The sequence below is a fragment of the Caulobacter sp. X genome (genome assembly GCF_002742635.1).
GTDB lineage: Bacteria > Pseudomonadota > Alphaproteobacteria > Caulobacterales > Caulobacteraceae > Caulobacter.
Map to the genome: position 1 here is coordinate 160,655 of NZ_PEGF01000003.1, position 10,854 is coordinate 171,508.

Sequence of the window (10,854 nt, forward strand, 5' to 3'; positions counted from 1 at the left end):
AATGCACGCAGCCGAAGCAATTGAACGGGCTAAACGGCTCAACATCAGAACCACGGCCCTGGGCCTGGGTCTGGCGGTCAGCATCATGGCCAATCTGGCGACAGGGATCGTTGCGTTGGAGTCGCGCCAGGTCATCCTGGTCCCGACGCTTCCCAGCGACACCGCCATCCGGCCCGGTGGCACGCCGCCGCCCGAGTATCTCGAGGGTTTGAGCCGCGAGATCACCTGGACCTTCCTGAACCGCACCCCGGAGTCGGATCGCTATCTCGAGCGCGCGCTGGAGCGCATCGTCGAGCCGGCGACCTACCAGAAGCTCAAGGCCGGCCTGGTCGATGATCGCAAGGCGCGTCAGGAGACGCGCGGCAGTCAAGCCTGGTGGCCCGACGACTTCTACGTTGATCCCAAGAAGATGTACGTCGAGGTGCGCGGCAACCTCGCGGTCTCGAAGGGCAACGAGATCGTCCAGACGTCCCGCAAGATCTACGCGCTGCGCTTCGTCCAGCACGGAGCCACGCTGAGGCTGGCCTCCATCACCGAGATCACCCCCGAGCAGTCGGAGGGCGAGAAGGTCAAGATCACCACCCCAGAGGGCTCCCAATGAAGCTGATCAGCGCAGTGGCGGGCGCCGTCTTGGCGTTCGCGGCGGCGCCGGCCGCCCTGGCCGGCCAGGTCATGGCCAAGGACGGCCGGTTTGAGGCCGACGTCTCCGCCAGACAAATGTCTCGCATCGCCGTCCTCGGCGACAAGATCGAGTCCGTCCGCAAGATCGACGATCCTGAGGGGCCGCAGATCCTGGTGGAGACTGACGCCAAGACTGGAGACGCCTTTATCGGCTTCGATGGCGACGTCAGCGGCCGCGCCTTCTCGGTCTTCCTGGTCACCGAGTCCGGCCGCACGCTGCAGGCGGTTCTCCATCCGGTGGCGGCCGAGGGTCAGACCATCATCGTCAAGCCAGACGGGTCGACCGCGCAGGCCCAGACACTGTCGTCGATGGGGCCTGGGGCGCCCGCGCCACCCCGGGCCGATCGTCGGGAGACCTACACCGAGACCCTGGCTGCTTTCACCCGCCTGATGTTCAACGGCGACGATGTGGACGGCGTCACGCGACGGGCTCTCAACGAGAAGTCACGACCTGCGGGCCCGTTCATGGTTCGCCAGGTGTGGTCCTACGACGTCCCAGGTCTCCATGGGCGCGTGATCTACATCACCAACGCCGGCAAGGAGACCGTTCCGGTGATGGTCGACGCCTTCCTGGTCGAAGGGGTCCTCGCGGCCTCGGCGTCGCACGAGACCTTACGCCCCGGCGAGCAGGGGCGGGTGTTCGTCGTCGAGGAGGGCCAGCCGTGAGCGAGCTGCCCGAAGCCAATGTCCCCGATGAGGTCGTTTACGACGCCAATGACAAGGCCAAGAGCCGGCAGCGCTCGATCTGGCTGATCTTCGGCGGGCTCGCGGCCGTGGTGGCCGTTGTCTATCTCTGGACCACCTTCAAGCCGAACGCCGAGGCGCCGATCTCGGCCCAGAGGGTGAACGCCACCGCCGACGTGCTCAAGACCGGCGACACCGCGCCCGAAGTGGTCAACGGCGATCTGGCCCGACAGGTCGAAAGCCTGAAGTCGGAAAACGCCCGGATCCAGACCGACGCCCTGACCTACAAGTCCCAGATGGAACAGGCCCAGCAGCAGCTGGCCGCCGACCGTGCCGATGCGCAAAACACCATCGCCGCCCTCGAGGACCGTAACCGCACACGCACTGCTCCGACCGCCGCACCCGCTGGCGGACTGGCCAGCGCGTTAGGGGGCGCCCAGGGGACCCCGACCCTTGGACCGTTCCCGGCTACCCCGCTCGCGCCGCGTGGGACCCCGTCGGGGTTAGGTGCGGGCGGGGGCTCCGCCGACGAAGCCGCGCCGCCGCCAAGGCCCCGACGCGCCTTCGCCACGGTGCGCGCGAGCGAGCCCGCGGCCCGACCGACGGGCGACGCGCGCCCCGATGGCGCGAACGCCGCGAGCGGCGACTTCGCCAACAAGCCCGGCGCGGCGGCCGGCGCCAAGGGCCAGACGCAGCAAGCCTCCTACTTCACGGGCAAGCTGGCCAGCTACGACACCGCCAACTATGTGCCTCCCAACGCCTATGCGACCGCCAAGGTCCTGGTCGGCGTCGATGGCGCGGCCGGGGTGGCCGCTCAGGCCGATCCCAAGCCGGTGCTCTTCCGCATCACCGGACCGGCTGTCTCGGTGGGTTCCAACGGTCGCTATCAATCCACCGATCTTCGCGGTTGCCTGGTCAATGGCGCGGCCTACGCCGAGCTTTCCAGCGAGAAGGTCTATGTGAAGCTGCAGCGGATCTCCTGCCCGCTCGGCAAGGACAAGTTTTCCGTCGCCACGGTCGAGGGCTACGCCACGCAGCATGGCAAGTCGGGCGTGCGCGGGCGCGTCGTTGAGCGTTCGGGCGGCCTGACAGCCCGGGCCGCGGTCGCCGGCACCCTGCAGGGCCTGGGTCAGTCCCTGAGCCAGAACTACCGGACCGCGCAGGGTGGCCTCAACGCCGTGACCGGCGCCGGCGGCCTTCTGGGCGGCGAGAAGCTTTCGGGTTCGGAGATCGCGCAAGGCTCGGCCGCCAGCGGCATCAGCAACGCCGCCTCGATGTTGGCCGACTACTACATCAAACGCGCCGAGCAGTATCAGCCGGTCATCGAGATGCCGACCGGGATCTCGATCGAGATCGTCTTCCTGTCGGGCTTCCAGGTGAAGGGCGACTGATGCTGACGATCGCTCTCACCATCCTCCTCGCGCCCTCGCAAATGCCGAGCCCCGCGCCCGTGCGTCCGCGCCCGTCCTGCGAGTGCTGCGCGCCCATTCACAAACCCCTCGTCCTCACGCCCGCGCCCCGCGCGCGTCTTGCACCGGAGTCCTTCCATGAAGTTCACGGCTAAAGTCATCGTCCCCTCCGCCCTGGCGCTTGGCCTGATGGCCGCCGCCGGCGGCGGCGCCCTGGCGCTCTCCAAGACCGCCAACAACAAGCTCGCCGATCGCCTTCAGCAGGAGTTTCCCGCCACCAAGATCAGCGGCGTGAATTGCGACTTCAAGGTCAAGGGTCTGTGCGAAGTCGTCGCCGGCAAGAACGTGTTCTACGCCACGGCCGACGGCCAGAAGGTGTTCATCGGCGAGGTCCTCGACCTCAAGAGCAAGACCAACATCACCGCCGCGCGGATCTCGGAACTGGCGTCGATGGCCAGCGCGGAAGCCAAGATCGCCGGCGGCCCTCAGCAAGCCGCCGCCGACCAGACGCCGCCGCCGGCGGCCGCCGCGCCGGCCAGCGTCATCAAGGTGGATCTGCCCAAGGACAACGCGGTGATCCACAACGCCGGCGCGCCGCTGAAGCTGACGGTGTTCGCCGACTACAGCTGCCACTTCTGCCAGCAGCTCTTCACCGACCTGAAGAGCCATCCCGAGATCGAAATCACCGAGTACCCGATCGCCATCCTCGGCCCGGAGAGTGAGACCAAGGCCAAGCGTGTCCTGTGCTCGAGCGACAAGACCGCCGCGGCGAACGCGCTCTACTACGGCGGAGAAATGCGCACTGCCGGCGAGTGCGAGGCCGGCGCGGCCAAGCTGGCTCAGAACCTGGCCTTCGCGCGACAACACGGGATCCAGGGCACCCCGATGCTGATCCGCAGCGACGGCGCGACCAACAGCGGCTGGATGCCTGGCGACAAGCTGGTCGCCTGGCTCAAGGGCGTGAAGGCCTAGAGCGATGGCCCGCGCCAGCTTCCCCCTTATCGCGCTCACGGCCTGCGGCGCCTTGCTGGCCGGCTGCGCCAGCAACACCAAGGGCTCGTGGGCTTGCAAGGTCGATGAGGGCCGCGCCTGCGCCAGCATCGACCAGATCGACCACGACGAGGGCGCGTCCAGCGGCAAGCGCAAGAAGGGCGCGGTCACCGTGGACGGCGCCGGGGTCGCCAAGTGGTGGGACCGCGCCGACGGCTACGCCCAACCGCCGATCAAGGGCCCGCGCCGGGAAGGCGACCAGGTGATGCGCCTGGTGGTCGCGCCCTGGGTCGACGCCATCGGCGACTACCACGGGCGAACCGAGATCTTCGCGGTGATGCGTAAGGGGGCGTGGTGGGTGGCGCCCGCGCCCGTACCGATCGAGCCGCCCCCCGCGTCCGCCGCCGCTCCGGCGGCCTCACCTGTGAGCGCCGACGACACCTCGTCCGCGCCCGCGCAAGGCGTTCAGTAGGACCATCGGCGATGAGCAGTCTCTTTGGTGACCTAGGGCCCATCCTCAGCCAGCGTCTGGCCAAGCTTGGACAGGCGCTCTTCGACGACGCCCCCGCCGAAGACCGACCGCAGTCGATGCTCGGCGGCGCGGAGTTCAGCGCCTGGCTAGCCCCGCGCTATTACGACCCGATTCATCGCCTCTACATCCAAGGCCGTCAGCGCCCGGGCAAGCCCGGTCCCGCCACCGAAACGGGACTAGGCTTCGTCATCGAGGTGGCGCCGATGCTGGGAGGCTCGGACAACCAACAGCGGATCCTCAACGAGCTCTTCAACGAAGCCATTCCTGACAACGCCCGCTGTCAGGTGATCCAGTATGCCTCCCCCAAGGTCGCGGGCCAGCTCGACCGCTGGGCGGACGAGCGTTCCCGAAGGGGTGGCGTGTTCGCGGAAATCGCCAAGCACCGCCGGGAGCGTTATCGCGGGGCCACCTGGCGCAGCATGTCGCAGCGCGGCGAGTTCCTCATCCGTCACATCCGGGTGTTTCTCTGCGTCGAGATCGACGGTCAGACCTCCGAGCCCTTCATGAAGAAGCTGGCCGAGGTGCGCGAGAAGTGCATCACGAGCTTTGCGTCGCTGGGCTGCATGGCGGTCGACATGGCGCCGGAAGACCTGATCGCGCTCCATCACGACATCCTCAATCCAACGACGTCGATCGAGCCCTCGCGCGGTCACTATGACCCGAATCTCGAGATCAACCGCCAGTGCGTGCGGTACGATACGCGGGTCGCCGTCCACCCCAACCGCCTCACGCTGCGCACACACGCGGTTCCCGATGAATACGGCTCGGCCGACTGGCGCAAGGAGTCGATCGCCCGGCCCGAGATGTTTGAATTTCGGGCGCTGGCGTGCCGCCAATTCCCCGACCACAGCAATCAGAACGCCATGGCCCAGACCATCGGCAGCCTGTTCAACGATCAGCTGCGGCTCGCCAGCCCGACCCTGGCCTGCTTCGCCTTCTCGACCAGCACCTACGAGAAGACCCGCGCCGAGACCGAGATGAAGAGCCTGCGCACGGCGCAGTACCAGGACAAGGGCATGACCCGGCTCTTCCCGGGAATGCGCAAGAGCGCGGACGATTGGACGATGGTGGCCGAAGACGTGGCCGACGGCGCGCGCCTGGCCCAGTGCGGCTTCTTCGTGGTGGCCATGGCCAAGTACGGCGAGGGCGATCAGGTCGAAAGCTTGCTGCGCGCCATCTATCGCAATGCGCGGTTCAGCCTCGAGCGCCACGACTTTAAGCAGCTGCCGACCCTGATGGCCTGCCTGCCGCTCGGTTTCGGCGGCGGGATGGACGAAGACTTCAAGGCCATGAAGCGTCTTCGGCGGATGCCGACCACGGCTGTGGCCAAGTTGGCGCCGCTGCAGGGCGAATACTGCAACACGGTCCTTCCGCACCTGCTGCTCGCCGGTCGCCGCGGTCAGGTGACGTTTTGGTCGCCGTTCGAGAACGAAGGCGACGGCAACCACAACGTCTGCGTGGTCGGCTCCTCCGGTTCGGGCAAATCGGTGTTCATGCAGGACACCGCCGTGGGCCTCCTGGGCGCGGGTTGCCACGTCTTCGTCATCGACAACGGGCGAAGCTTCAAGAACACCTGCACCATGCTGAGCGGCGCGTGGATCCGCTTCTCGCTCGACCGAGACATCTGCCTCAACCCGTTCTCGATCGCCGACCACGACCACAGCGACCAGGAGGACATTTCCGACACCAAGCGCTCGATCGCCAAGCTCGTGGAGCTCATGGCGCGAGGCGAACGCGGCGCCACCGATGAGGAAGGCGGCCTGATCGAAATGGCCGTCAACCAGGTGTTCGACGAACAGGGCAAGGAAGGCTCGATCGACGCCGTCGTCGAGATCCTCGCGGCGAGCGAGGATCGCCGGGGCAAGGATCTGGCGATGTCGCTGGTCACCTACACCAGCAAGGGCGTCTATGGCCGGTTCTTCAACGGCCCCGCCAACATCGAGATCGACAATCCGTTCACGGTCTTCGAGATGGAGGACCTGGACTCCAAGCCCGAGCTGCGCGGCGTCGTCATTCTGCTCGTCCTGGGCCTCCTGCGCAAAGCGATGAAGCGTGGGGGCCGCACCCAGCGCAAGGCGCTGATCATTGACGAAGCCTGGAGCCTCCTGGGCGACGGCGCGGCCGGCGAGTACATCGACGGCTTCGTTCGCCGCTGCCGCAAGGAAGGCGGGGCGATCATCACCGGCACCCAGTCGTTGAACGACTACTACAAGACCTCCGGCGCCCAGAGCTGCTTCGAGAACTCCGACTGGCTCGTGTGCCTGCGCCTCAAGCCCGAGATCATCGAACAGTTCAAGAAGAACGACCGGATCCAGGCCGATGAGGCGATGATTGAGACCCTGAAGACCCTGCGCATGGAGCCGGGTGTCTTCGCCGAGGCCTTGATCAAGGGTCCAAACAGCCGGTTTCTCGCCCGCCTGGCGCTCGACGCCTATTCGGCGACCCTCTACTCGACCAAGCCTGAAGTGCTCGGCGCGGTCGAGGCCTTGACCAACAGCGGCCTTTCCACGGCCGAGGCCATCCGCCGGGTCGCCTTCGGTGAGAACTCGCCGCTGCAGATTGATCAGCAGCTGAAGGCGGCCGTCGAGGAGATGATCGCTCGCGATCCAGACTTCGGCGATCTGATGAACGTGTACGCGCATCTGGGCGAGGGCGGCCGTCGCCGCGTGGTCGACCTGGCGCGCCGGCTGCGCACGCCGGTGGAAGGGGAGGCGGCCTGATGCTCGCCAGCCTCAAGGCCTTGCTCAGCGTCGCGCGCCCGTGGTCCTGGGCCCTGGCCGATCGGGTCAGCTTCGTGCTCGAGAGCCTGGCCGTCGCGGTGTTCCTGTTCCTGCTGCTCACCTGGTCGATCCTCGGCTTCGACTGGCAGACGACGACGCACGAGTGGGGCTCGTTCTGGTCTCACTACGCCAAGGCCAGCGTCGAGGCTCGCCGGCCGGTCGAAACGGTTCTGCTCGTGGCGCTCGCCGTCCTCTGGGGCGGCGCCTGTCTCATCCGATTCCGCAAAGCGCGTCTCGCCTGGCTGGCTTGGCCTCGCCGCGCAGCTCGCCCAGACCGTCAGGAGGTCGCATGACCGACGCCCCATCGCCTAAGCTGGCTCAGCCGAAGCCGAAACGCCCCCTTGGCCTGACGGAAGCGCTCGCGGTGGCGCTCGCGGTCAACATGATCGCCACGGGCTGCCTGACCTATCGGGTCTATAAGGGCGACCGGCCCAAGATCGTGACGGTCGGCGTTGGCCAGCTGACCCGGGAATATGTGTCGCGTTTGGCGACCAGCCCCAACATGTCTCCCAGCGAAGTCGAGACCCGCACCAAGCTGTTCATGGCGATCGCTCAGGACGCGGTGAAGAACGCCTCGAGCGACAAGGGCGTGATCATCATGCCGCGCGAATGTGTTCTCGCGGGCGAATATGCCGACGCCACCGAAATCGTCGGCAAGGCTGTGTCGGCGCGGCTTGAGAAGGATCTTCCGCTGAAGCCCGCCGCCGCCCCGCCCCCCGCGGGCGCCGCCGCTCCAGCCCTGCCGCTGGTGGCGCCATGATGTCGGCCGCCGAGATGCCCGTTGCGGAGCGCGCCCCGTCGGGCCGGGAGCCCAGCGCCTTCCGGCTGGCCGTGCTCGCGCTCATTTTGGGGGGGCTGATCGCCTACCAGGGCTATGGCGAGGTCCTTCGGCGATACCGTTTCGCGATCAATCAGACCGAGAGCCTGCCCAACTGGGCCTTCATCGCCGACCAGGCCAATCGCACCCCCCATCGCGGCCAGATGGTCGCCTTCGTACCGCCTAAGACGCCCTTCTACCCGGACGGTATGGTTTTCGGGAAGATCGTGGCCGGAGTGCCAGGCGATCGCATCGAGCTGCGGGGGCGCGAGGTGTTCGTCGCCGGCAAGTCGGTCGGCGTGGCCAAGCCGCGCTCGCGCACCGGCCTCGCCGTCGAGCCGATCGCGCCAGGTGTCATTCCGCCCGACCACTACTTCGTCATGACCCCGCATCCGGACAGCCTGGATAGCCGGTACGCCATGATCGGCCTAATCCCTCACGCCCGCATCCTGGGCGTCGCCAAGCCGGTGATGTGATGCGCAAGCTCCTCATGATCGTAGGCGCGTCGCTGGCGGTCATCGCCAGCCCGGCCGTCGGCGGCGACCTCGGCCACTATGGCGCGACGTTCCCGATCGTCGAGAAGGACCTGTTCTCGGTCCTACGCGCCAAGCTGATGGCCGCCCAGAAGTCGGGGAAGATGGAGGCGCTGAACAAGGCCTTCGCCGCGCGGGTCAAGCAGAGGCTGGAGCGCCCCACGCCGGTCGAAGGCCTGACGCGGGCCGTCCAACGTCGCAGCTGGCTCTACGACCCGACGTTCGTCGTGCCCAAGGACTTCAGCGATACGCGCGGACGCGTGTTCGCGCGGGCGGGCGACCGGATCAACCCGCTGGAACGCCTGCCCAACTACAACCGGGTTTTGGTGTTCATCGACGGCGACGATCGCCAGCAGTTCGCCTACGCGGTCAAACGCTCCAAGGCCCGCCCGCAGGACAAGGTCTATATCGTTCTGACCAAGGGCGCGCCCTTGGAGATCATGCGCAAGGACAAGGTCGAGGTGTTCTTCGACCAGAGCGGCTATCTCACCCAGAAGTTCGGCTTCAGCCATCTGCCGGCGGTTGTCGAGAAGGACGGCCTGGCGCTGCGCGTCACGGAGGTCGCCCTATGACGCGGCGTTGGCGCGCCCTCGTTCTGGCGGTTCTGGCGTTCCTCGGCGCGGTTACGCCGCACGTCGCCGCCAGCCAGACCCTGAGCGCGGGCAGCGTGTCTTGCAAGGGCCGGTTCGTGAACCCGATCACGGACGTCTGCTGGTCCTGCCTTTTGCCGATCAGCCTGGGCTCTATCCCATTGATCCGCGGCGCGAAGATGGACTCCCCCAATCCGCCGTCGCCGATTTGCGTCTGCCCCGCGCCGCCGCCGCTGTTCGTACAGATCGGTCTCACGGTCGGTTTCTGGGAGCCGGTCAGACTGGCCGACTCCACGCGTAAGGCCTGGTGCTTTCCGAGTCTGGGCGGCATCCAGCTGCCGATCCCGTTCGGGATCTCGAGCGGCACCAGCCATCGCAGCACACCGGGCGAAGGTCGAAGCACGGCCAACTATCACGTCCACTGGTACATCTATCCGGTCATGTACTGGTTGGAGCTACTGACCGACTTCCTTTGTCTGGAAGGGGCCAGTTTCGATATCGGCTATGTGACCGAGCTCGATCCGCTTTGGCGCGATGATGAGCTGGCGGCGATCATCCAGCCGGAATCCATCGTCTTCGCCAACCCGATCGCCCTGGCGGCCTGCACCGCCGACTGCGTCGCCGCGTCGACCGCGATCCCGATCCAGCCCCTGTTCTGGTGCGCGGGGTGCCGGGGGTCGATGTACCCAATGACGGGCAACACCATGGGCACGACCGGCGAGGTCGATGGCAGTTTGCTGGCGGTCGAGAAGTTCACCTTCAAGATGCACCGCCAAGGGCTGGCCTGGGGCACCCGAGGTCTCGGCGCGGTGTGCGGCAAGATCCCGATGCCGATCGCCGACAAGTGGCAGTACCGCTACCAGCTGACCAATCCGGTTCCCAATGTCGTCGGCCCGTTCACCTGTCCGATGAACGGCGCAACCCACGTCACCTACGAGCTTGGCAAGACCGTCCCCGTCATCGGCGAGGACCACGGCTATCTCGTCTGGCGCAAACGCAACTGCTGCGCAGGTCCATAGACATGAGCACGATCGCCTATCTCCAAACCCCGGAGTGCTGGATCCTCCTGACCTGCATCATCGGCGCGGCCGCCGCGTTGATCTGGGTCGGCGCGCGCTGGGGCGCGTTTCCCTGCTCGACGCTCGGCGTGATCATGATCGCGGGCGTCGTCATCTTTTCAGGTCCCGCCCTGGCCCAGTCCGCCCAGGAGCTGGTCGACCAGGCGACCAAGCGCGCGCAGGCCGCTCGCGCGGGCCTGGCCGAGTGGGTCGCGACCACGCCGCAGGGCACAGATCGCTACGTCACCGAATCCCGGGCCCTGGTCGATGGCAACGCGACCGTTCTCAAGCGGGGCCTGGGGATGCTCGACGCCAACGAGTTCCCGGGCGCCGAGAAGATGGGCGAGTTGCAGGATCCGCCGCGTGACGGGGCCATCTATGTGGCCGTGTCTTTCTCCATGCCGCCGAACGATCTGCGCCGCCTGGCGCGCGACGCCAACCGCGCCGGGGCGACCCTTGTCGTGCGCGGCCTGGTCAACGGTAGCTTCAAGGAGACCCTGACGGCCGCCAAGAAGGTGTTCGACGAGACCAGCCCGAGCGGCCTGGCGATCGACCCTGGCGTTTTCCGAACCTACCAGATCACGCAGGTCCCGATGTTCATCGCGGCGACCAAGCCGGTGGAGCCCTGCGGTAGCGGGCTCGACTGCGTCTCGCCCCGTCCGCCGTCCGACCAGGTCAGCGGCAACATGTCCCTCGAGGCGGCGCTGGACCTCCTGAGCAAGCGCGGCGATCAGGCCCAGCAGATCTCGTCGCGCGCCCTCCAGAAGCTGAGAGGCTAAG

At 67.1% G+C, this 10,854-nt stretch carries 12 protein-coding genes; all 12 read left to right on the forward strand.

Annotated features, from left to right (window positions below; genetic code table 11):
• Nucleotide 1 precedes the first annotated feature (1 nt).
• Nucleotides 2-601 (forward strand): TraE/TraK family type IV conjugative transfer system protein, encoded by a 600-nt coding sequence (locus CSW60_RS22670; RefSeq protein ID WP_099539348.1) that lies wholly within the window; start codon nt 2-4, stop codon nt 599-601.
• The gene (locus CSW60_RS22675; RefSeq protein ID WP_099539349.1) at nt 598-1,347 is read left to right on the forward strand and encodes a type-F conjugative transfer system secretin TraK; all 750 of its coding nucleotides are present in this window, start codon (nt 598-600) and stop codon (nt 1,345-1,347) included. Before CSW60_RS22670 ends, CSW60_RS22675 begins: the two co-directional genes overlap by 4 nt.
• On the forward strand, nt 1,344-2,756 hold the full coding sequence (locus CSW60_RS22680) for a TrbI/VirB10 family protein (protein WP_099539350.1): 1,413 nt from the start codon (nt 1,344-1,346) through the stop codon (nt 2,754-2,756). Before CSW60_RS22675 ends, CSW60_RS22680 begins: the two co-directional genes overlap by 4 nt.
• A gap of 156 nt (nt 2,757-2,912) precedes the next feature.
• Nucleotides 2,913-3,746, forward strand: coding sequence for a DsbC family protein (locus tag CSW60_RS22685; RefSeq protein ID WP_099539351.1), 834 nt, complete (start codon nt 2,913-2,915; stop codon nt 3,744-3,746).
• A 4-nt stretch (nt 3,747-3,750) separates the two neighbouring features.
• Nucleotides 3,751-4,236: a TraV family lipoprotein gene (locus CSW60_RS22690; protein WP_099539352.1), complete on the forward strand. Its 486-nt coding sequence runs from the start codon at nt 3,751-3,753 to the stop codon at nt 4,234-4,236.
• Nucleotides 4,237-4,247: 11 nt separating this feature from the next.
• Nucleotides 4,248-7,016 carry a type IV secretion system protein TraC gene (gene traC / locus CSW60_RS22695; protein ID WP_099539353.1) on the forward strand — a complete coding sequence of 923 codons (2,769 nt, stop codon included), beginning with the start codon at nt 4,248-4,250 and terminating at the stop codon, nt 7,014-7,016.
• Nucleotides 7,016-7,369, forward strand: coding sequence for a hypothetical protein (locus CSW60_RS22700; RefSeq protein ID WP_099539354.1), 354 nt, complete (start codon nt 7,016-7,018; stop codon nt 7,367-7,369). The genes traC and CSW60_RS22700 overlap by 1 nt, the downstream gene beginning before the upstream one ends.
• The gene (locus CSW60_RS22705) at nt 7,366-7,836 is read left to right on the forward strand and encodes a TrbI F-type domain-containing protein (protein WP_099539355.1); all 471 of its coding nucleotides are present in this window, start codon (nt 7,366-7,368) and stop codon (nt 7,834-7,836) included. Before CSW60_RS22700 ends, CSW60_RS22705 begins: the two co-directional genes overlap by 4 nt.
• Complete coding sequence (locus tag CSW60_RS22710; RefSeq protein WP_099539356.1) at nt 7,833-8,369, forward strand: S26 family signal peptidase; 537 nt, start codon at nt 7,833-7,835, stop codon at nt 8,367-8,369. The genes CSW60_RS22705 and CSW60_RS22710 overlap by 4 nt, the downstream gene beginning before the upstream one ends.
• On the forward strand, nt 8,369-8,998 hold the full coding sequence (gene traW / locus CSW60_RS22715) for a type-F conjugative transfer system protein TraW (RefSeq protein ID WP_099539357.1): 630 nt from the start codon (nt 8,369-8,371) through the stop codon (nt 8,996-8,998). The genes CSW60_RS22710 and traW overlap by 1 nt, the downstream gene beginning before the upstream one ends.
• Complete coding sequence (traU, locus tag CSW60_RS22720; RefSeq protein WP_099539358.1) at nt 8,995-10,035, forward strand: conjugal transfer pilus assembly protein TraU; 1,041 nt, start codon at nt 8,995-8,997, stop codon at nt 10,033-10,035. Before traW ends, traU begins: the two co-directional genes overlap by 4 nt.
• Nucleotides 10,036-10,037: 2 nt before the next feature.
• Nucleotides 10,038-10,853: a type-F conjugative transfer system pilin assembly protein TrbC gene (gene trbC / locus CSW60_RS22725; RefSeq protein WP_099539359.1), complete on the forward strand. Its 816-nt coding sequence runs from the start codon at nt 10,038-10,040 to the stop codon at nt 10,851-10,853.
• Nucleotide 10,854: the final 1 nt, after the last annotated feature.

What these genes read in the sequence shown, in the direction of transcription:
- CSW60_RS22710 (WP_099539356.1), top strand. Translation starts at nt 7,833, where the DNA reads ATGATGTCGGCCGCCGAGATGCCCGTTGCGGAGCGCGCCCCGTCGGGC.
- trbC (WP_099539359.1), top strand. Translation starts at nt 10,038, where the DNA reads ATGAGCACGATCGCCTATCTCCAAACCCCGGAGTGCTGGATCCTCCTG.
- CSW60_RS22670 (WP_099539348.1), top strand. Translation starts at nt 2, where the DNA reads ATGCACGCAGCCGAAGCAATTGAACGGGCTAAACGGCTCAACATCAGA.
- CSW60_RS22685 (WP_099539351.1), top strand. Translation starts at nt 2,913, where the DNA reads ATGAAGTTCACGGCTAAAGTCATCGTCCCCTCCGCCCTGGCGCTTGGC.
- CSW60_RS22690 (WP_099539352.1), top strand. Translation starts at nt 3,751, where the DNA reads ATGGCCCGCGCCAGCTTCCCCCTTATCGCGCTCACGGCCTGCGGCGCC.
- CSW60_RS22675 (WP_099539349.1), top strand. Translation starts at nt 598, where the DNA reads ATGAAGCTGATCAGCGCAGTGGCGGGCGCCGTCTTGGCGTTCGCGGCG.
- traW (WP_099539357.1), top strand. Translation starts at nt 8,369, where the DNA reads ATGCGCAAGCTCCTCATGATCGTAGGCGCGTCGCTGGCGGTCATCGCC.
- CSW60_RS22705 (WP_099539355.1), top strand. Translation starts at nt 7,366, where the DNA reads ATGACCGACGCCCCATCGCCTAAGCTGGCTCAGCCGAAGCCGAAACGC.
- CSW60_RS22700 (WP_099539354.1), top strand. Translation starts at nt 7,016, where the DNA reads ATGCTCGCCAGCCTCAAGGCCTTGCTCAGCGTCGCGCGCCCGTGGTCC.
- traC (WP_099539353.1), top strand. Translation starts at nt 4,248, where the DNA reads ATGAGCAGTCTCTTTGGTGACCTAGGGCCCATCCTCAGCCAGCGTCTG.
- traU (WP_099539358.1), top strand. Translation starts at nt 8,995, where the DNA reads ATGACGCGGCGTTGGCGCGCCCTCGTTCTGGCGGTTCTGGCGTTCCTC.